18 protein-coding genes, 1 tRNA gene and 5 pseudogenes are annotated in these 21,108 nt (G+C 48.1%); 7 read left to right on the top strand and 17 right to left on the bottom strand.

The window, feature by feature from the left end; translation table 11 throughout:
- Positions 1 to 78 precede the first annotated feature (78 nt).
- The 9 genes and pseudogenes from DMB82_RS02015 to DMB82_RS01975 form a co-directional block, all read right to left on the bottom strand.
- Positions 79 to 1,125, bottom strand: coding sequence for a phosphotransferase enzyme family protein (locus DMB82_RS02015; protein ID WP_167469177.1), 1,047 nt, complete (start codon positions 1,123 to 1,125; stop codon positions 79 to 81).
- Between the two features lie 10 nt (positions 1,126 to 1,135).
- Positions 1,136 to 1,909: a hypothetical protein gene (locus tag DMB82_RS02010; RefSeq protein WP_116164362.1), complete on the bottom strand. Its 774-nt coding sequence runs from the start codon at positions 1,907 to 1,909 to the stop codon at positions 1,136 to 1,138.
- A 4-nt stretch (positions 1,910 to 1,913) separates the two neighbouring features.
- On the bottom strand, positions 1,914 to 2,780 hold the full coding sequence (locus DMB82_RS02005; RefSeq protein WP_116164360.1) for a zinc-binding dehydrogenase: 867 nt from the start codon (positions 2,778 to 2,780) through the stop codon (positions 1,914 to 1,916).
- Positions 2,780 to 3,475, bottom strand: coding sequence for an HAD family hydrolase (locus DMB82_RS02000; protein ID WP_167469176.1), 696 nt, complete (start codon positions 3,473 to 3,475; stop codon positions 2,780 to 2,782). Before DMB82_RS02000 ends, DMB82_RS02005 begins: the two co-directional genes overlap by 1 nt.
- A 19-nt stretch (positions 3,476 to 3,494) precedes the next feature.
- A complete protein-coding gene (locus DMB82_RS01995) occupies positions 3,495 to 4,571 on the bottom strand; it encodes a phosphoenolpyruvate carboxykinase (ATP) (protein WP_116164356.1) in 1,077 nt (358 codons plus the stop codon).
- 891 nt (positions 4,572 to 5,462) lie between these two features.
- Positions 5,463 to 5,678, bottom strand: a pseudogene (locus tag DMB82_RS01990) (IS630 family transposase); the annotation flags it as partial.
- 758 nt (positions 5,679 to 6,436) lie between these two features.
- Positions 6,437 to 6,766, bottom strand: coding sequence for an MDR/zinc-dependent alcohol dehydrogenase-like family protein (locus DMB82_RS01985; protein WP_116164352.1), 330 nt, complete (start codon positions 6,764 to 6,766; stop codon positions 6,437 to 6,439).
- 170 nt (positions 6,767 to 6,936) lie between these two features.
- Positions 6,937 to 7,431: a GNAT family N-acetyltransferase gene (locus tag DMB82_RS01980; RefSeq protein WP_116164350.1), complete on the bottom strand. Its 495-nt coding sequence runs from the start codon at positions 7,429 to 7,431 to the stop codon at positions 6,937 to 6,939.
- A complete protein-coding gene (locus tag DMB82_RS01975; RefSeq protein ID WP_038921611.1) occupies positions 7,428 to 7,721 on the bottom strand; it encodes a type II toxin-antitoxin system TacA family antitoxin in 294 nt (97 codons plus the stop codon). The genes DMB82_RS01980 and DMB82_RS01975 overlap by 4 nt, the downstream gene beginning before the upstream one ends.
- A 436-nt stretch (positions 7,722 to 8,157) precedes the next feature.
- Between DMB82_RS01975 and DMB82_RS01970 the strand changes: the two genes are divergently transcribed.
- Positions 8,158 to 8,529, top strand: a complete 372-nt coding sequence (locus tag DMB82_RS01970) for an Arm DNA-binding domain-containing protein (RefSeq protein WP_226887596.1) — start codon at positions 8,158 to 8,160, stop codon at positions 8,527 to 8,529.
- On the top strand, positions 8,481 to 8,744 hold the full coding sequence (locus tag DMB82_RS20750) for a phage integrase central domain-containing protein (RefSeq protein WP_226888197.1): 264 nt from the start codon (positions 8,481 to 8,483) through the stop codon (positions 8,742 to 8,744). Before DMB82_RS01970 ends, DMB82_RS20750 begins: the two co-directional genes overlap by 49 nt.
- Here DMB82_RS20750 and DMB82_RS01960 read toward each other — a convergent pair.
- Positions 8,741 to 9,686: pseudogene (locus DMB82_RS01960) on the bottom strand (IS30 family transposase). The gene DMB82_RS20750 and the pseudogene DMB82_RS01960 sit on opposite strands and share 4 nt — an antisense overlap.
- Positions 9,687 to 10,260: 574 nt before the next feature.
- Here DMB82_RS01960 and DMB82_RS01955 point away from each other — a divergent pair.
- From DMB82_RS01955 to aspA, 3 genes are all read left to right on the top strand, one after another.
- The gene (locus DMB82_RS01955) at positions 10,261 to 10,596 is read left to right on the top strand and encodes a hypothetical protein (RefSeq protein ID WP_102117174.1); all 336 of its coding nucleotides are present in this window, start codon (positions 10,261 to 10,263) and stop codon (positions 10,594 to 10,596) included.
- Positions 10,597 to 11,149: 553 nt separating this feature from the next.
- Positions 11,150 to 12,145 carry a LysR family transcriptional regulator gene (locus DMB82_RS01950; RefSeq protein WP_039539586.1) on the top strand — a complete coding sequence of 332 codons (996 nt, stop codon included), beginning with the start codon at positions 11,150 to 11,152 and terminating at the stop codon, positions 12,143 to 12,145.
- Between the two features lie 233 nt (positions 12,146 to 12,378).
- Positions 12,379 to 13,818, top strand: a complete 1,440-nt coding sequence (aspA, locus tag DMB82_RS01945; protein WP_102117173.1) for an aspartate ammonia-lyase — start codon at positions 12,379 to 12,381, stop codon at positions 13,816 to 13,818.
- Positions 13,819 to 14,108: 290 nt separating this feature from the next.
- Here aspA and DMB82_RS01940 read toward each other — a convergent pair whose 3' ends face one another.
- A complete protein-coding gene (locus DMB82_RS01940; RefSeq protein WP_116156514.1) occupies positions 14,109 to 15,230 on the bottom strand; it encodes a ribosomal protein uL16 3-hydroxylase in 1,122 nt (373 codons plus the stop codon).
- A 99-nt stretch (positions 15,231 to 15,329) separates the two neighbouring features.
- A pseudogene (locus DMB82_RS01935) lies at positions 15,330 to 15,749 on the bottom strand (GNAT family N-acetyltransferase).
- 192 nt (positions 15,750 to 15,941) lie between these two features.
- On the opposite strand from DMB82_RS01935, the pseudogene DMB82_RS01930 reads away from it, so the two are divergent.
- Positions 15,942 to 16,466: pseudogene (locus DMB82_RS01930) on the top strand (helicase RepA family protein); the annotation flags it as partial.
- 14 nt (positions 16,467 to 16,480) lie between these two features.
- Entirely contained in the window at positions 16,481 to 16,765 is a 285-nt protein-coding gene (locus tag DMB82_RS01925; RefSeq protein WP_116164348.1) for a helix-turn-helix domain-containing protein, read from the top strand.
- 247 nt (positions 16,766 to 17,012) lie between these two features.
- Here the strand turns inward: DMB82_RS01925 and DMB82_RS01920 are convergent, their stop codons facing one another.
- From DMB82_RS01920 to lptF, 5 genes and pseudogenes are all read right to left on the bottom strand, one after another.
- A complete protein-coding gene (locus DMB82_RS01920) occupies positions 17,013 to 17,174 on the bottom strand; it encodes a CopG family transcriptional regulator (protein ID WP_116164386.1) in 162 nt (53 codons plus the stop codon).
- A gap of 21 nt (positions 17,175 to 17,195) precedes the next feature.
- Positions 17,196 to 18,305, bottom strand: a pseudogene (locus DMB82_RS01915) (tyrosine-type recombinase/integrase); the annotation flags it as partial.
- 220 nt (positions 18,306 to 18,525) lie between these two features.
- Positions 18,526 to 18,610 (bottom strand) — tRNA-Leu (locus DMB82_RS01910).
- Between the two features lie 230 nt (positions 18,611 to 18,840).
- Positions 18,841 to 19,917, bottom strand: coding sequence for an LPS export ABC transporter permease LptG (gene lptG, locus DMB82_RS01905; protein WP_102117169.1), 1,077 nt, complete (start codon positions 19,915 to 19,917; stop codon positions 18,841 to 18,843).
- Positions 19,917 to 21,032: an LPS export ABC transporter permease LptF gene (lptF, locus tag DMB82_RS01900; protein ID WP_116164346.1), complete on the bottom strand. Its 1,116-nt coding sequence runs from the start codon at positions 21,030 to 21,032 to the stop codon at positions 19,917 to 19,919. The genes lptG and lptF overlap by 1 nt, the downstream gene beginning before the upstream one ends.
- Positions 21,033 to 21,108 lie beyond the last annotated feature (76 nt).

Below are 21,108 nucleotides of genomic sequence, written 5' to 3'. Positions count from 1 at the left end.
ATTAGACATAATAAAAAATTAATTAACTCAATCATGAGAATATATTAATTGTCTGAGGCACTTAAGGAATGAGGTAACTTAAATCCCTCGCAATACTTCTTCTATCTCTTCTATTTTTGTTAGCATGATGCTCACAGTTTGATGTCGAAGCTTCCAAAAACCGTCGAGATCATCCTGGAGGAGTGCTGGTTTTAAGTAATGTTGCTTAACACCATATAAGCTTTTAAGTAGCTGAAGGAGCGCAACTCTCCCACAAAAAATTATGTCACTAGCCGAAACATGTGGATTAGCATCTTTGTAAGCAGTGATAATCTCTTGAGCTATTTTTAGCCAGTTAGGATTGTTAGCTACTGTATTTGGGTAAAAAGCGATTCTTCCCAGATCATAGGATATGAAGAAAATCTCAGGAGGTCGAAAATCCAGAACCGCATTTATCTTATCGTTTTTAAAAAGCATATTAACAAAAGAATAATCACTGTGGATAATCTGTGTCCCCAACACAGGCAATTCCGACATCAAAGGAGCAAACCTTTTTAGTTGCTCTTTTCTTTCATTCAGGAAAAATAAACTTTGTCTGTCAAAGTCATCCTCAATCCCTGATAATTTCCTCTTATTAATAGCAAGGGTAATATCTTCTATATCGGACAATACGGCCAGGGGCGATATGTCCCTCCATCTCTGAGGCTTGCTATCAGTGATTTTTTTATAATGTAAGGAGGAAAACACGTTATGGATCTGGCCAAGAACCGCACCTACCTGCTGATATTGCTTAATATTAAGATTATCAGTGATAACTTGCCCTTCAACCCACTCCCAGAGCGAAATAGAAATATCTGAACTTTGGTCAATCCATTGATTTCGTATGTTGGGAATTATTCTTGCGGTGCGAACCCCTGCGGCTGAAGCAATTTCTGAAAGCTCAATGCCAGCAGCTTCTTCTGCCAGATTTTCATGTCCGATATAGCGTTTGATAAAATATGAACGATCAGTACACCTCATACGATAATTTATCGTTCCCTGGCCAATTTCCAGACGATTAATACTTTCTACATTGGTGATGTTATATCTTTTATCTAATATGCTAACCAGCTTATCAAGCTCGGTGGGGTTATTATTCTCTCTCATGTATATCCCTTTATTTACACTGAGAATGCCAAAAATTCTCTGCTCGCCGATAAGCTGCAAATGCGGCACCTGTGGTTCGTTCTTTTCCCGTCCATTCAAATGCAAGCTCGATGTCATATGCACTTTTTTGGATTTTTATAGCAGCCAAAGCAGTAATCTGGTGCCCCACTCCCGAAAAACCGCCGCCAGAATCTGAGAAATGTATGACTTTTACATGAGGTAATAAGCAATCAACGAACTGTGATACCTCATCGACCCCTTGTATTTGACATGCCATATCTATCTGCGAACTATCGAAGAGCAAGCCAATTTTCTGTTCAGTGCAAACTTGTTTTAATCTCTCAATGTGACGACGGGAAAACCATTCAGGGTTATGCAGTTCGATAACGATCACCACATGATTGGCAATTGTGCTGATACACAGGTTTTCCCAACTTTCATTTTTTATGGCTGACGGAGCTAAAATCCGTAGATATTTTGCGCCAATGTTTAGTGCAATATCCTGAAGATGGCTACATTCCTCTTTTGCCTCCTGACTACCTTCTGCAAGGGATTCAAGAGTGATATCACTCGCCAGCATGGTAACGGGTATATCCCTGCCACATTCATGAATACACAGATCGAGCTCGCTCGGCTCAAGCTTGGTTAAACCATAACCTTTGGGCCCGCTACGAAGGTGTAAAAATGGGATATCCTCACGCCTTAGGTGCTGGAATAGCTCGTTAATAGCAATATTTTTCAATCCGATACTGTAGAAACCTAGCGCCTGGAATGCTGTATTCATCTCTTCACCATTGGAACATGATAAAAGGGCTAAATCGCTGATGAGTCCCGATACGCTCATATAACTCAGGTGCTTTTTCTCCTGGCCAATATGTACACATCTGTGACAATAGATTGTCCTTTACTGCATAACTTAGCCAGGAACATACCTGCTCAAACCGAGCTAAATAGTCTTCTGCTGAAGGTCGTAACTCATGTATACCCAATAGCGTTATTCCACGCCGATGAACTGCCAGTAGATCGAATGAATAGTCCTCTGAAGGGGTTCCAAGGACGCTGATGACACCGCCATCCTTTACTATTTCAAGTGCAGAAGATAAGTCACCAGTGCAATCATATACGACATCAAACATGTTTTTTCTGCAACTCGCCATAGAGTGCGTCCACGGCAGAAGTGAATGTGTATATTCAGGATGTTTTGAAACGACATGAATAGTATCTACTTTCTTCCGGGTTAATTCTAAAACACATCCGAATGCAACAGGACCAGATCCTAATACAGCAACTTGTCCGGAGTAAAATGTGTCAGGTAATAAATTAGCAGCTGCAATGAGTTGAAATCGACTGGCTGCAATATAATGAAGCGGTAATCTTTTCTCCACAGCCAACGCTCGGGGATTTTTCATTGCAGTCGCGTTCGTCGAACCATGTGGTGTTGGCAATATCCAGTGGCCGTCATCACCTGCATCCACCAAATTCATATACCCAGCGAAGCTTGGTTCCCCGTTTTTTGTTTTTTTTAATTGCCGGGTTTCAGTACCAAGACTGACAACACTAGCGATAGAATGCACACTATCTTTAGATAACGTTGAGGGTGGAAAAAGTAATACTCTGCCTTTATCAAACAACACTCTTCCATGGTTTTTATCCATTACCAGTTATTCCCCGTCAATATATCATTCAGGCATGTTAAATCAGGAATTGATTTAACACCCCCTTCTTCTGTATGACCAATTAATAACCCATGCATGCCGAATCTCATTGGGCCTAGTACATCACGCTCTAATGAATCACCAATAAAAATCGCGTGGTGTGGCTTGCACCCTTGCTGAAATATATGACGCAAGACGATATCATAAAATGCTGAATCTGGTTTACCAACCCCCAGTTCAGAAGAGATTACTTCTGCAAAAAACAATTCAGAAACGCCTGCATTTATTAATGTTTTCCTGCGTAACGCCGGTGGGCGACGTGTATTACATGCCAGCATCAACAAGTAGCCTTTTCCGGCAAGTGAATGCAGTAGTCTTTTTGTCTGCTCAGTAATCTCTCCATCGAGATACGATTGCCATAAAAACGTTTCGAATCCAGCCAAAGAGGGTAAATTTATTGATAAATTCCCCGCAGCATTACGTATAATATCGCTCCATAAAGCAGGAGCACCTGTTACTTTATACTGTTGGAGTGCGTTAACGTATGATTCATAAACAGCAGACGAAAATACATTATCCGAAATAATTCCACAGTATTTTTCCAAAGATAATAATACTGAAGAAAGATCCGGTGAAGATGCGTGCTTAGCCAGTGTTCCACCGAAATCAAAGATTACACACCTGATGTCTTTCAATTCTAGACCTGCTGTTATACTAATTAATTATCTTGGGCCAAACATGGTCAAAGACCGAAGGGACATCATAAGGCAATTTGAACATTGTTTTTTCAATAATACAGTCCCTGGGGTCTAACACATCAGATTTCATTTCATCGCCAAACGTGAATATCCCAAACACATCCACCAAATAACGTATATCCTCTCCTGTTGCGCGGATACTATTGCAATGCTCGCTCAATTCCCAGACTATCTCCGGCACATCATCGCCGCCACTTCCGATTGTTGCTATTCTTAATTTTTTCCGCACATAACCGGTAAACTTTACCCCAAGGAGATCGGTTAATTCATCAGGGTCGAAAGCCAGCCGTTCTCCGCGAGGCTGCATTTTACTGGCAAGGACCTCTCTCCTCAGTTTAGATTGAATGTCGTTCAGTTTTTCTTTTTCAAATATTTCACCCAACAGTGCTTTTCGAATCCCTACTCTACGGGGCCAGCCTATAATATCCCACTCAAATTGAAGATCCGTTGGACGAATAAAAACGATATCGTCAGATAGAAACTCTGCCCCCTTCATTGATGCGGCAAGAATCGAGAGCGTTGACTTACCACTCCCTCGTTCTCCTGTGCAGACAATCGCTCTCTCTCCCATGGAAAAAGCACATGCATGCAACGGTATCCACCCCTGATCAATGAGAACAACACTAAAAATGTTTTTAATAATCCGAGAAAGCCATTTCCCGTTTGCAGCCTCCTGTGTTAATTCTATTATCCTGGTATTTCTATTAATGTGAAGTAATGCACGTTGGTTATTATTTTCGTCCAACAACCAAATAATCCCATCCTGGCTTGTTAATTTCTCTATATGCCATGGAAATGGGTCGTCTATTCCTGCACGGTAAACCCCCAGCAGACGAGACCGCGTTGGCCAATCGGCGACTAAAACATCTATAGTCAAGCTTATCGACCAGGAAAAAAAAGTATCATGATTGTCCGAAATATAAAAAGGGAGAGGCAGGTACTTTATCGCTTCATATAGTTCTTTTTCACAACCAGAAAGTTTGATGGAAAAATCAGAACATCCGTTTATGCCAATCGACAATTCTTTATTCATTATAATTTACCGTGATTTCATTTGTTTTTATCATGAAGTAAAAAGCTTTGAATTTATACTTTCAACAATAAAATCAGAATTTCCTTTTAGCTCTACGGATATAATTTCCGACGAAAACTTTGTGGCAATACGTTCCAGCGTTTGCCTTGTTTCCATAGTCAGAAATTGTTCCCCCCAACTTGAATTTTTCCTGCATAACACACGGGTAGCTGCCTGATAGACAAGCTGCGACAGCTTAGCCAGCGGCATATCCTGATAACATGCCACCGCTTCATGCACATCAACAACCACGGCCCCTCTTATTTTAATTCCCTCATAAGGGCCACCATGACATGCGTCAACTTCCCAGCGCACCTCCCCTTCAGGAAGTGGCAAGCGCGTTGGCTGCATTTCCTTATAAAGCGGCTGACGTGAGAGAACAGCTCTGGAACCCGCGATAACATCCCCCTCAGCGCCGATCAAACAAATGTCTCCCGCAACCTGCTGCCAGCCACATTGAATCATTTGCAGGGCGACCGTTGTTTTGCCAGCACCATAATCGCCCAAAAGCACAATCGCTTGCTGATTACGCTCAATTACACTCGCATGCAGGAACATCGCATTTTTTTCAATCGATTGATGGGCCAACAATGCCAGTATCCGCCTCCTGATTTCTGTATCGTTCGCATCCTTCGCTACGGGTATATGGCGCCCATTTGATAACAGCTTTCTAGCACTTTCATTAAAATATTCTTTGTCTAAAATAGCGGTAATAACAGCGCCCGGAATTCGCTTCAGTAAATCCATACAAAGTAACGCAGTAAGCGGTATTCCGTATGCCTCAACAGAAAAGCATCCAACTTTTATGCACCAGCTAATAAACTTGCCACCGTTACTTAATATATTCCTGCTGTTTTCAGGTTTTAGTTTATGTCTGTTAGCGAACTCATTGATATGATAATTAACCATGGTTTCATTAAGATGCAAAGCCTGTGCGATCATGGACAAACTCCAACCTTCAGAGGCAAGGAGAACCACTTTTATTCGCTCACAAACCCATTCATCACAACTGGCGTCATGGAGACATTCAAGTTCAGCTTTTTTTTCGTTGGTGATAAATACCTTCATAGCAGATGCGTATGCTCTCCTTGATCTGACCCTGTTGAGTAAATCGCTCTTCTGTAATTTTTGGATGTTATAAGAGCTACCCCTATAATTGGTTAATTTATTGTTAGTGTTTTTTGTTTTTTATAAAAACCCCAAAAAATTCAATTGATTCAACAACACCCTCACTTCATAAAATAAAAGATATTCAACGTTCACCAATATATTTATTCACGACAGTTATCGCGCAAACTCGGCCTTATCCAGTACTCAAATCCTTCATATATATTCCGGCAAGTCGTTTTTTTTTTGTGTGATATGAGTCTATAAATTAGAAAATAATTTTTTATTTATAATCAAACCGAGTTGGTTATCATGGTCATAATTAATATAAAAATAATTACTTAGTTTTCCTTCTCACCTACTATCCCGTTCAATAAACGCCTAAATAGCTTCTCACATTAATGCTCCACTTATCATTACGCGGCTCCAGAGCTGGCGGGATGTCATCTCTCACAAGTGTAGCGCTATTATGAGAAGCTATTTAGCTGAACTCGGACTGCCCTCAGGCAGACACTCCTGCACTATATTTTGTGCATAGCGGGAACTAATAATGGACACAATGATTTACCCCTGAATTTATATAACCTCTCCGGAGCGCCATCGAATCCCATAGCTTGCAGCGTAGCGATATCACGGCGAATGGTGCGCAACGATCGCCAGTCTCGCGTGCCGGCGAAGCGCCTGTATAAGATCGAATAACCGATGACTGCGCGACACGCTTAATCCATCATGACAAGGCCCTTATCGCCGAGCCCGTGACCCGCTTCAAGAGCGGTGATAAACGGGATTGCTTCGCTGAATGGCACGATTTGGGCAACCGGGAGTCGCAGATTTCCCGCCTCCACTGCGTGAGCGAGGCTATCGAGTATCTCAGGCCGGGAAGTGCAGACAATCGGCTTCAGCTGTCGGTTGAAGATGGATAGCATGAACTTGCCTGGCGTCGGGTTAACATCAAGAAAAACCCCCTTGTTATATAACAAGCCAAGACCCACTGCGGTCGTCATCACGGCGGCCGCGTCGCAGACCACATCAAAATGTTCACTGAGCATCGACAGATCGGTTTTTAGATAACACGCCTAAGTTTTCTCCATGTCCCCTACGCTACAACTACCAGAGACGTTCGCCCCAAGCATCAACTCAATCTGCATAGCACCTCCCCCACCACGCTATTTAGAACGAGCCATTCATTTTTTTGATGTTCACGGGTAAAATATCAATTTCAAATTGATAAGCTATCCACCAAGTCCCCTAGCGTCACCATCAACATCATCGGGTCTATTGGTGAAGGTTCAAACCCCACACGAAGGTAAAACTCCCGCGCTTCATCAGACAGCGCGTGAACCAACATCCCGCGAATGCCGATAGTATCAGCCACTTGAATAACCCGTAGCCCGACATCTCGAACCAGCGCCCGGCCAACTCCCTGACCATGCAATGACGTATCCACCGCAAGACGACCCAGAACCACCACTGGGATCGGATCGGGCATATTGCGGCGAAAGCGTCCGGGGGCGGCATTCGTTGCCATAGCACTGGAAGCCAATGAGTAATACGCCAACACTTTTGAATCATTGCAACTAACGAAAGTTCGTGACGCGCCAGTGACCTGATTTTTCATCGCGCGTAGTTTTAGCCAGTTGTCCGTAGACTCAACGCCGCAACAGAATGAAGATAGTACATGTTCGGCGTGGAGTGGCTCAGGGGCAGAAATCATTTTTTCTGTTCCCACGGCGCAGGCGTTTGCATGGTTTTACGCAGCGCAGCATTCGGTGCAGGAGCCTGATCCAAACGAGCGAGAAACTCCTGATAGGCATCAGGATCTGCCATGATGATGCGCTGATCGATCAACGCTTCCTCTGCGGCGGCGCGAGCGGCCTCAAGAACAAAATCAGTACGATTCTTTCCTCTGGCCTTCGCTGCGCGATCAATCAGATCGCGTTCGGCGGGCTTGATGCGTAAATTCAATGTTTCGCGTTTAACAGAAACGCTGTTCGTCGCTGGCACGATGTTATCCTCCTGCCTACTATCTGGATATTAATAATACAGCAAACGTAACGCTAATGTCATTACGATTTATCGGCATCGTAGGGAATCGAACCAAAGGAACGAACCGGGCATTTCTTTATCGCATGCGTCCCATCATTCTGATCTATCTATAAAAACATGGGTCAACCTACGGGTCTTGACAACAGTCACGGTTAAAATTTATGCTACATTTCAACTTAATAGAAAGCTGAATGCTCCCGAGTCCGGCACCACTAACATATAAACGGACGTCTACTGACGTCCGTTTTGCTTTATAAAGTCAACAAGTTATCCCCTTCCAGTTGTCTACTACTGTCCGTTAAAATCTACTGGCAGCGCTTCCTATTTGTTGGTAAAAGTGTTGGCAATCTCAGTTCGATGAGATTTTTACCAACACTTGCACAGAAGGCTTGCTATGCGCTTAACTGATATTGCTGTAAAAAACGCCAAGCCTTCCGACAAGCAGATCAAGCTATCGGATGGCAAGGGTCTGTATCTGCTGGTGCATCCGAATGGTTCTAAATACTGGCAAGCTGCTTATCGCTTCGATGGTAAGCAAAAAGTCTTCTCAATGGGCTCCTCCCCTTCTGTATCGCTCTCTGAAGCTCGTACAAGCCTCTTAGCGATGAAATCTCTGTTAGCCAATTGTGTTGACCCGTTGCAGCAAAAAAAGGCTGTAAAAGCTGAGGAGCGCGGAGATTTTACGTTTGAGGCTGTGGCGCGGGACTGGCAAAAAAAATGTCTGTCAGTGAGCGCTGGATACCTAGGCATAGTGAACGGATTTTAAACAGCCTCACCAATCATCTTTTCCCTGCTATCGGTCCAAAAGATATTACAAAGTTGACTATGCGCGATCTGTTGCTTCCGCTTCGTAAAATTGAGGGCAAAGGCCAGCACGAAACGGCTTCACGCCTGAAACAACGTATTACCGCTATCATGCGTTGTTATGCTGTCCAAGAAGATATGATTAACGGCGGATTCAACTCCGAAGTGCAACGCTAAGCCGCCATTCTTAGTTCTGCAAACACCACTGACGGTTGCCTGAACCCCAGACACTTCCGCAGCCTGCTGTTTAAGGCATTCTGATACGCCAGTAACGCCTCTTCTGACACCGTCCTCAGGTCTGTTCCTTTCGGGATAAACTGCCTTAAAAGACCATTCGCGTTCTCGTTCAAGCCCCGCTCATACGACGCATACGGGTGGGCGAAGTAGGTTTCCGCCTCCAGCGCCTCTGCGATTTCCTTGTGCCCGCTGAACGCCCTGCCGTTGTCGAACGTGATGGTGTGGTACACGTCCTTATAGCCACTCAGCATCGACATTATCGCCTCGCTGACTTCGCCTGCTTCTTTCGAAAACACCTTTTTCGTCAGATAAATACGGCTCTTGCGTTCGGCCAGCGTCACGATGGCACCCGTTCCCTGTGCCCCAGCACCAGAGCCGCTTCCCAGTCTCCCAGACGACTACGCCCATCAACCACGGCGGGTCTCTGCTCGATGGAGACCGCATCTGGTATCGGGCCGCGCTTCGTCCCGTAACCCTTACGGTAAAGGCGCTTCCCCTGCCGCAGATGCTTGTACAGCTCGCCGCCACGGGATTTATCTGCCTGAACATACTGGTAAATCCACTCGTGGCTGACGGGGCAGCCAATGCACTTACAGACGGCACTTATCTGCTCTGGACTCCACTTCCAACCCAGCCCCGTTTCCACATAAAACACGGTATCTGGCAGATAAACCGCTTTGTCGCCGCCTGCCGCCGGCGCTGACTCAACCGTTTAGCCTCTGTTGCTGAATACCCCTCTGCCGTCCCGTTGCGCCTGACCTCACGGGATACGGTGGACTTGCTGACGCCAATACGCTTGCTGATCTCAGTGAGGCTAATATCCTCAGCATAAAGCAGAGCAATCTGGTATCGTATGCCCTCAGTTAACTGCCGATATTTCATGGTTACCCGCTCGTCTTTGGTCGGAAGAAAGGGATAACTTATCGGCAGTTAACCTCCATTCTTCACTCCCAGCCCATCAAGACCGAGCGTTGCACTTATTATCTGAATTCGCGGAAAATGCTTTATCGCTATCATGTGTTGAGTTGATTGGTTCAATAAGATACCGCCCGATAAACAGAACACGTTTCCGTACTCACTGGCAGTATAGTTTCCCTGTGTATCGCGGTTTGCCAGCGACAAGCCTTTCAAGCCCATTTCTGCGAGCACCATTCCAAAACGCACTGTAATTCCACTGTAAATCTATCCACCCTATTTCACGTTTTTTGCCGTTGGAATAAAGTCTCTGTGCTGCGGCAACATCCGCAGCCGGGCTTGGAACCCCGAACCTCTCAAGACTGAAAAACACTTTGTTTTTTCAGGGGCTGCGTGCACACTCTTTACGGTGACGCAGGCAGGGCAACCGCAAGGTTGACCGGTCTTCTTGAGAGCCGGGGTTCCAATCCTGTCTGTGTCACCACCCGAATTTGGAACCTTGTGTGGTGGCGGACTTAATTATCTCAAGGAAAAAATGACCATGACGGACACTCACGCCACACCCGCTGACAGCACCATTACTATTTTCCGCGATCTGATAGCCAGCCTGCCTTTCGCGCAGTTAGATGACGTTCAGCTCTGCGACCTCGGCGCGATTGCCGCCGAATCAGTTGAAGGCCTGTGCCACGGCCTGCACTACCTCGGCGACACGCTGCAAAATGACGTTGAACTGCCGCAAGAAAGCCTCAGTCAACTCGGCGCGTGCCTCAACGCCACCGCACACCTGATTCCGGCACTGCTGGAAATGTGTGAACAGGCAGAACGTCACGTTCGAATAGCAACACCAGTGGGCGATTCGCTTCTTACTACGCAGTAAAAGCAATACGTTATGACTACTCAGGTTGAGTTTTAGCCACATTTTTATGCTGCCGTTGAGGTAGTTTCGTGCGCGATAATGACGTCATTTTCATGCGACTTCGTAGCACGCGCCCGACACGGGAGGGCTCACACGCCGCTCGCCCCGTGACCCCAGGCTTTCGGCGGAAATTATGCCGCTGACGCGGTACCTTCGTCGGTATCTGACTTAGCGGACCGCGTCCTGCGGCTCATCCGAAGCCAGCTATCTCCTCAGCATAATTTTTTACGCCGGATAACAGCAAAACCCGCAATCCCCTGTATTTATGTATAAAAAAACACTAACAAGGAGAGAAATACAATCGGTGCTCTAGCAGCCACACCGTGTCATTCATTTCATCTTCAGATCCGCTAAAGCTAGAAATAAGAAAAAATGAATCAGTGATACAACCTGTATTTTTTCTGAAGTTAGCCGACTATTCTTACCTCAGTTAGCGAGGTCGTAGTCAGCGAGATGAGATAGACTAACGCTTCATATTTCGACGACATTCACCTTGCAGCGTAGGCAAACTCACATGGTTAAACGCACAGTGTCCGCCAATAAATCGATCGATATGTACGCCGTCTATGTTTTTGTGACGATGGCGGAAGCAGGAAGCATGACGGCAGCCGCCACACGGCTAGGTCTAACACCTTCGGCTATTTCGCAAACGATCCGGTTATTGGAAGAAGATTTCGGCGTCAAATTGGTAAACCGGGCTCGTCGCCCCTTTGTCCTGACGCCTTACGGCATTGCGTTGAAAAACCGGGGAGAAATCCTGACGGAGGAGATTGCGAACCTGAAGGCTCAGGTGTTGGAAGCAGGAAAAGGGATTAAACCTGACTTGCGTATCGGCCTGGTGGATTCGTTTGCTATCACCTGCGGTTCGGTGTTTACCAAGAGTTTGATGAAGAGCTCATCGCAGTTACTGATTCGTACCGGGCTCAGCCCACAGCAGGGTGAAGCGTTAATGCGTCGCGAGCTGGATTTGATCGTCACCAGCGACCCGTTGATCGACAGCGATAGCGTGGTGCGTCATCAGCTGTTTTCCGAAGGCTATTTTATTATCACGCCGCCGGATTACCGCAAACGCATCAAAACAGTTGAGGATATCCGTGAGCTTTCCGCCGCACTGCCGCTGGTGCGTTTTAACCGGAACTCGCAGATTGGGATGCAGATTGAGCGCTACCTGCGCCGCATCGATGTCCGCGTACCGAACATGCTCGAATTTGATAATGCGGATACCTTAACGTCGATGGTGGCGGCAGGTATCGGTTGGGCGGTGACCACCCCGCTCAGTTTCCTGCAATCCGTTGCACACTCCAGAGAAGTGCTGACGCATATGCCGGAACCCGTGAATATCAAGCGCTCGCTTTATATTGTTGGGCACCGTGATGAATACAGTGCATTCTTTGAAGAAGCGTGCGATGTCACGCATGACATTATCAAAACCGTATTTATTCCGAAATTGAAAACGCTGAACCGCGGAATAGAAAAGTTGGTTGAGATTAACCCGGATAATACGGAATAACCTATTAACGATGGGGAGAAAAATAATGGGGGAATATATCCACCACTAGCCATTTAACGATGCTAATTCAATGTTCGTCTCCCCGAGAACGCTTTTTAGTCATGATTTTATACAAATCGTGATGGGTTTGTATTACCTGAAAATCAAAAAAAGGAAATACAAACCCTAAAAAATCATAGTCTTAATATTTAAAACGATGCTATGTACATCGAACAAAAAAAGGAAGAAGAACCATGTCAACGAATATCCGTATTGAAGAAGACCTGTTAGGTACCCGTGAAGTCCCTGCCGATGCCTATTATGGTATCCATACGCTGCGTGCAATTGAGAACTTTTATATCAGCAATAGCACCATCAGCGATATTCCAGAATTTGTCCGCGCCATGGTAATGGTAAAAAAAGCGGCCGCGCTGGCGAATAAAGAACTGCAAACCATCCCACGTAAAATTGCCGATACCATTCTGCAAGCCTGTGATGAAGTGCTGAATAACGGTAAATGCCTGGACCAATTCCCTGTCGATGTTTATCAGGGCGGTGCGGGTACGTCAGTCAACATGAACACCAACGAAGTGCTGGCGAATATCGGTCTGGAACTGATGGGTCACCAGAAAGGTGAATACCAATACCTGAACCCGAATGACCACCTGAACAAATGCCAGTCCACCAACGATGCCTACCCGACTGGCTTCCGTATCGCGGTGTATACCTCTATTCTGAAACTGGTCGAAGCGATTACCCAGTTGAGCGATGGCTTTGAGCGCAAAGCGAAAGAGTTCGAAAACATCCTAAAAATGGGCCGTACCCAATTGCAGGACGCCGTGCCGATGACCCTCGGTCAGGAATTCCACGCGTTCAACGTGCTGCTGAAAGAAGAAAACCGTAACCTGCTGCGCACCGCCGAGCTGCTGCTGGAAGTGAATCTGGGCGCAACCGCCATCGGTACGCGCCTGAACACGCCGGATGAGTATCAAAAGCTGGCCGTTCAACATCTGGCAAAAGTCAGCGGTCTGCCTTGCGTACCGGCTGAAGACCTGATCGAAGCGACCTCCGACTGTGGCGCTTACGTGATGATGCACAGCGCCCTGAAACGCGTGGCGGTAAAACTATCGAAGATCTGTAACGACCTGCGCCTGCTGTCTTCCGGTCCGCGCACTGGCCTGAACGAAATCAACCTGCCGGAACTGCAGGCAGGCTCATCCATCATGCCAGCCAAAGTGAATCCAGTGGTACCAGAAGTGGTCAATCAGGTGTGCTTCAAAGTCATCGGCAACGATACCTGCGTCACCATGGCGGCAGAAGCGGGTCAATTGCAGTTGAACGTGATGGAACCGGTTATCGGACAAGCGATGTTCGAATCCATCCAGATTCTGTCCAGCGCCTGCTACAACCTGCTGGAAAAATGCGTTGACGGCATCACCGCTAACAAAGAAGTATGTGAAGCTTACGTCTTCAACTCTATCGGCATCGTGACCTACCTGAACCCGTTCATCGGCCACCACAACGGTGATATCGTTGGGAAAATCTGTGCCGAAACCGGTAAGAGCGTGCGTGAAGTGGTGCTGGAGCGTGGCTTGCTGACCGAAGAACAGCTGGACGACATTTTCTCCATCCAGAACCTGATGCACCCGGCTTACAAAGCCAAACGCTATACCGACGAAAACGAAGCCGTTTAATTTTCATTTTTCGTCACGCTAGCCCGAAGGAAACTTCGGGCTTTTTCTTGCGCATTATTTGCAGTACGCCAGTATTGATTGCCCTTGAATATTTGCGGTGGCTTATTCCCTACTGACGCTATTCCAGCAATCGTGACACGGCGTTGGCTTAAGCTGTCGCTTACGGTTTTGCCGTGTCAGCGTGCAAATTTTTCAGCACGAAAGGGACTGAATCACGCAGTAACTGAGGTAAAGGGAACATGGCATCTCTCCGAGTGATTGATTTCACATCCCCCTAAAAGATAGTTCGCTTATTCGTCGAAGAACCAATAGCCCTGATTAACTAGCTCGGTTAATTCAGCCACAAAAGCCGGATTCTCCAGCGCTTCACCCAGTTCTTTTTTACCGAGAACGGTATAACGGCACAACGCATCCGCCGCTTTCGGATCGACCGTGTCCAGCCGTTCGCTGTTGATGAAGTAGCTACCACCCACTTCCAACACCCGCAGACCGCTCAGGCGCGTTAACATACCACCGTCCGTCAACGCGTCCACAATCTCATCCTGCTCGTAAGGCGGTTCCGCCGGCGCAATATCCAGCTCGTGGCGCGGCGTCGTCACAAAGCGACCGAACCATTCTTTAAGCGCTTCCGGCTGATTAATCACGTCAATCATCATCTCGCGCAGGCGGTCAAATTCATACGCTTCAACTCGACCAGGATGCTCCCGACAGGTCAAGTCAGGATCGCTATAGTGCTCACCGCCAAGGTCATTCTCCAGCACGTAGTCAGCGAAGCTGCTGATTAAGTCTCTACCGTTCGGCCCACGGAACCCTACGGAGTAGTTGAGCGCGGTTTCATGAGTGAAGCCGTCGTGCGGGAAGCCTGGCGGAATATACAGAATATCGCCCGGCTCAAGATCTTCATCAATAATCGGTGGGAAGGGATCGACATGCAGCAGTGCTGGATGCGGGCAAAACTGACGCATCGGCAGCTTATCACCCACGCGCCAACGACGGCTGCCCATCCCTTGAATGATGAAGACATCATACTGATCGATATGCGGGCCCACGCCGCCACCCGGTACGGAAAAGGAGATCATCAGGTCATCCAAACGCCAGTCTGGCAACACGCGGAACGGACTGACGAGTTCAGCAGACGGCGCATGCCAGTGGTTCACCGCCTGAGCCAACAGCGACCAACCGGTTTCGCCCAGATTATCAAAATGCTCAAACGGCCCGTTGCTGGCCTGCCACTGACCATTTTTATGGCTGACCAAACGACTATCGACTTCCGCCTCCATCGCCAGACCCGCCAGCTCATCCGGCGTAATCGGATCGACGAAATTAGGGAAGGCGTTCTTCAATACAACAGGTTGTTTTTGCCAGTATTTTTCTAAGAATTCGGGCCAATTAAGGTTAAGTTGGTAAGCCATACGTCCACACCAGTGAGAAGAGAAACGGGCCTGATTATAAAGAAGGCCACGCCTTATCTACTTTGTCATTGGTCAATGGGTGGATAACTATCATGCAGCCTACATATTTTTCTTTATTAGATAGTGCCTTAACATGCCTTCCTCAGGAAAATCTGGTAAAGACATTTGCAACTGATAACCTTGTTTTTCATAGAAAGGAAGTGCTTGAAAACTAAACGTATCCACAAGCGCATGACGGCATCCAAGACGTATAGCCTCCTGTTCCGCTTCTTTCACCAACGCGCTACCGAGCTTCAGGCCTCTGGATTCCTCACCCACCCATAAATAATCAATGCACAGCCATAGTCACTTACGCGTAGCAATCAGTCCTCCGGTCATGGTTCCAGCACTATTGCGGTGAAAAATACCGATTTGCCCAAAGGAGGCAGGATTAATAAATCGGTAGTTATAGCACCGAAGACCCACAAAAAGTTCTTCCCGATCATTATCCGTAATGTCGTGTGTCACGATTAATTCCACTTCCCCTCTCCAGTTCCCGTTGATTAAAAGTAATGGCCTCGTATGAATAGTGCTCGGCTGAAAATATAGTTTCAGAGATTTCTGAGCTTCTGTACGCCACCCAACGTAGGCACTGCGTTTCAGCATAAGTCCAATCCAATGTTAGGTATATGATTCTTTTTTATGCCGATTGTGATTATCTGTGTGGTTACAGCGGTATCGTGGGGATGCCATATCGCCACCGGCAAACCGTGGGCAGGCAAGCCGGTGACACAGGGCGCGGTGATTAATGTCGTTGGCGAAGGCGGGATTGGCGTTCCCCGCCGTATCCGGGCATGGGAGCAGACGCTTAACGGCGGTAGCCCGATTGATGCGCTGTATCGCGTCGATTGCCCGATTTTTCCGGCCAGCCCGGAGAGCGTAGAGCAGGTGATACGCGCCGCCCGCGATGTGAAAGTCGCCTCCGGTATGCCAGTTCGCCTGATTATTCTGGATACGCTCGCCCGCTGTTTTGGCGGTTCGGATGAGAACGCGGCTAAAGACATGGGCGCATTCATTCAGGGATGTGACGCGATTAAAGCAGCGACACAGGCCACGGTACTGATTATCCATTATTCCGGTAAAGATCAGGACAAAGGAGCGCGTGGCTCCAGCGCCTTCCGTGCTGCGCTGGACGTAGAATTTAACGTCAGGCGTGAAGGTGAAGGCGGCGCGTTGATCCTCAGTTGCACCAAGATGGGAGGAATTGAAAGATGGCAGTTAAAGGTATCAGCTTCTCTGAAGTTAAAGCGAAAGCGCTTTCTAATCCTGAAGTTAAAAAAGCGTATGAGGACGAAACTCAAGAAGAAGCGCTTCGCGCTGTTCTAATCGAAATGAAGTCCAAGTCAGGTCTGACAAGTACAGATATCGCCGCTCGCATGGGTGTAAGCCAACCTGCGGTGAGCCGCCTTGAGAGAAATGTTTCCAGTGCGAGTATCTCAACCTTACAACGATATGCCGCAGCTTGCGGGATGCAGCTTAAGCTGTCACTGGGCTAAGATTAGCGCTGTATTCATAAGCTGGGTTTTGCACTGGCTTGTCGGCTAGTGTCGGTGCAACAGTTTCCGACTTGCTACTTCTATATGGTGGAAAATGATCTGGTGGAAATGATACCTGGGTGTGATGAGCAGCAGGAAAAATCATCCATATAAGAACAATGAGCGCCAGCCCCTCACCAAAAAGGGGCTGGCGCGGCGCTTAATACATAGGCTTTCGATATAGGATACAGCCTTGTATTTCTATCGATTATGCTTGCTTCAGCCTGGTGATGAATGCCTGCATATCAGCGTGATTCACAACACGGCCTGCATCAACATCGGCAAGTCCCTGTAAGATCCTCTGATGACGCTGTTCTGCCTCTTCAATCAGAGAAGTAAGCGCTACCGTTGATTTTTTCGTTTTTTTCATCGCTAACTCCCTAATGAATAAAATATTTTTAAACTCATACGGCACCACATACTCATCCCGGTTCGCATCCAGATAATCCGCCCACCAGTGCGCTACAGGCCATGGTGCGAAAGCCGTGTCCGCAAACCTCTGTGGTGGTGTCATAACCCATGGTTCGTAATGCGTTGTTGACGGTGTTTTCACTCATCGGTTTGGTTGGCCGATGATCGCCGGGGAAGATTAGTTCATGAGCGCCGCTGATGGCCTTAATCTCTTCCAGTAGTGCTAAAGCCTGTCGGGATAGCGGCACCAGATGTTCAGAGCGCATCTTTGCGCCGCGCTGTGAGTGCTTCACGCCGGGGATAGCTTCACGTCCAGCCGGTATCGTCCACATAGCGCGTTTAAAATCAATTTCCGGCCAGCGGGCACGTAGCTCGCTGGAGCGGATAAAAACGCACAGCGTGAGTTTTAAGGCCAGTCAGGTTAACGTCCTCCCTTTGTAACGTTCTATCCGTGCCAGAAAATCCGGCAGTTTATTCAGCTTCAGGGCTGGCCGATGGGTAGCTTTTGGCGCGGCTATCGCCCCGGAGAGGTCTTGCGCGGGGTTGCGCTCTATCAGATCGTTCTGCACCGCATAACGCATGATATCGGTGACGCGCTTGGCGCAGCCGTGACGCCAAATCAAGATGACCGTTCTGTTCGACGACTTTCAACGGCTCCAGCAGGTCTTTGGTTTTCAGGTCGGCAATATGGCGATACCCGATAGCAGGCAGCAGATTTCGTTCCATATCGCGCCATACCCGTCCGGCGTGCGTTTCTGACCAGCGGTTTTGGCTAATGTTTCGGTGCCAGTCCTGCGCGACTTTCGCAAAAGAATTCAACGCCTCTTGCGCCTGCTCTTTTTCTTCTTCGCGCTTTTCCGTGGGGTGGATGCCCTCCAAAAGCAGCAATCTTATCTCATCACGCTTCTCTCTGGCCTTCCCCAGCGAGACCAGCGGATAGGCACCGAACGCAACCCGGCTTTCCTTACCTTCAAAGCGGTATTTGAGATACCAGCGCACTCACCAAAAGATACAGGCCGTGCGCGTCAGCGAGCTTATAGGCTTTCTCGCGAGGCCTAGCAGTACGGGCAACAACGTCGGTCAGCGCCATAATTTGGGGGTCAACTCATAATCGAAGTGAATTGACCCTCATCTTGACCCCCAAATCATCTGGATGTCAATGGACGAAAAAAGACCATTGTGGATAAAATAGACAAAAATGCAGAGAGGGAAATTAAATTAAAATCGTTATTTTACAGTAATATATGGACATCACTGGACGATTTCGGACATAAAAAAAGCCACCCTAAGGTGACTTGATTTTCATACTATGGTGCCGAAGGCCGGACTCGAACCGGCACGTATTTCTACGGTTGATTTTGAATCAACTGCGTCTACCGATTTCGCCACTTCGGCACAGAAGTAGTATGCGGAAAACGGGTGCATTATACCGTTTGACGGCTCTCACGCAACGTTAATCCACTACATGTTTGGTTAAGTGCTGAAAAAATCATCTTTAGCAACGTGTTAAGCCCGTTTCGCCTTAATAGGGTACGGTAATGGACGTTGCGGAGAGCACGTTGTCACAGCCAATAAAAAAGCGCCAAGGGGTAACACACTCGGCGCTTTCTCTGATTTATTGAGTGCTACCGGCGTTTCAGTAGCAGCGCGACGCTGATGAACAGAAACACCGAGCTCGGCAAGATAGCGCCCAGAATCGGCGGGATACCATAGACCAGACTGAGTGGGCGGAAAATCTCATTCAGCAGGTAGAAGAGGAAGCCGAAGCTGATACCTATGACTATACGTGAACCCGCCGACACGCTGCGCAGCGGGCCGAAGATGAAAGAGACTGCCATGAGCATCATCACCGCCACTGAGACCGGTGCAAAAATTTTGCTCCACATGTTCAGTTGGTAGCGGTTCGACTCTTGCCCACTTTGTTTCAGATACTTGGCGTAATCATGTAACCCACGGATCGACAGCGCATCCGGCTCCAGCGCCACCACGCCGAGCTTATCCGGCGTCAGGTTAGTTTTCCATTCTCCGCTGAACGTCTGGCTGCCGCCAATCTGCTTACCGTCGCTCAAATCAGATTCATCAACCTGCGAGAGCTTCCAGACATTCCTGTCATCTTCAAACTCGGCAGAGGCCGCATAGCGCACAGATAGCAGCTTGTTCTTATCGTCGAAGTGGTAGATGTTGACGCCAGACAGTTCTTTATCGCCCGTCACTCGTTCGATATAGATAAAGTCATTGCCGTCTTTTGCCCACAGTCCGCCCTGCGTAGAGATCATCGACCCACCGGAGATCATCTGAGAACGGTAGTTACGCGCCATCTGTTCCCCTTGCGGAGAAACCCATTCGCCAATCGCCATCGTCAGCAACACCAGCGGGATCGCGGTTTTCATCACGGCTGTCGCAATCTGCAAGCGGGTAAAGCCAGAAGCCTGCATCACCACCAGTTCGCTGCGGGTCGCAAGCTGACCCAGCCCGAGCAATGCGCCGAGCAGCGCCGCCATTGGGAAGAAGATCTCAATATCTTTGGGTACGCTGAGCAGCGTGTACAGCCCAGCGCCCAGCGCCGAATACTCGCCCTGGCCAACTTTACGCAGTTGGTCGACAAACTTGATGATGCCGGAAAGCGACACCAGCATGAATAGTGTCGTCATGATGGTGGTGAAAATCGTTTTGCCGATATAGCGGTCTAATACACCAAACATCAGGCCGCTCCTTGTGTTCTAAGCGTACGAGGCTTAAAGCGGGCGCGCACTTTGCGCATCGGCACGGTATCCCATAGGTTAAGCATCACAGCAATACCGAAGTACGTCAGGTTGGTCAGCCAGACCCAGACCATCGGATCGATTTTGCCTTTACTGGCGTTAGAACGCAGCGAGCTTTGCAGCAGGAAGAAAATCAGATACAGCAGCATCGCAGGCAGCATGCTCAATACCCTGCCCTGACGGGGGTTCACTACACTCAGCGGCACCACCATCAGCGCCATGATCAGCACCGAAACAATCAACGTCAGCCGCCAGTGGAACTCTGCGCGCGCATCGTGCGCATCCGAATGCCACAAAGTCTGCATATCCATTTGTTGCACGTCGCTATTATTGAGCGTCACGCTCTGGTGACCAATCACGGCCTGATAGTTGGTGAAATCCGTGATACGAAAATCACGCAGCAGCGCCGTACCTTCGTAACGCGAACCGTTATCCAAGGTCACGACCTGCACTCCGTCTTCGTTTTGCTTGATATGACCGCGATCGGCCACGACGACAGAAGGCCGTGCGTTACCACTGGGGCGCAACTGTGCCAGAAAGACGTGCTCAAACTCCGAGCCTTTGACATTGCCGACAAACAGCACCGCGTTGCCACCTTGTGCGGACTGGAACTGCCCTTCAACCAGCGTTGCCATGCCGGGGTTTGCCTTCGCTTCCGCCAGCACTTCTTCCTGGTGCCGGGACGACCACGGGCTGAGCCACATGACGTTAATGGTTGCAACAATGGCAGTGAACACCGCCAGGACCAGCGCGGCTTTCAGCAACACGCGTTTGCCTAGCCCACAGGCGTGCATGACGGTGATCTCGCTTTCCGCATAGAGGCGGCCAAACGTCATCAATACGCCAAGAAACAGACTTAATGGCAGGATGAGCTGCACCATTTCTGGCACGCCCAATCCCAACAGGGAGATAACCAAATTTGTCGGGATTTCACCATCAACAGCGGCGCCCAGTATCCGTACTAATTTCTGGCAAAAGAAAATCAGTAACAGAATGAAAAGGATGGCCAGTTGACTCTTAAAGGTTTCCCGTACCAGATATCGAATGATGATCACGCTTAATTACGCCTGTGAAAACTTGTCTTTTTGCAGGAAAATCGATAGTTTCTTCGCTAACGCGCCATTTATACTC

This window comes from Pectobacterium aquaticum (assembly GCF_003382565.3).
Lineage (GTDB): Bacteria > Pseudomonadota > Gammaproteobacteria > Enterobacterales > Enterobacteriaceae > Pectobacterium > Pectobacterium aquaticum.
This window is presented reverse-complemented; position numbering and strand designations above follow the sequence as displayed.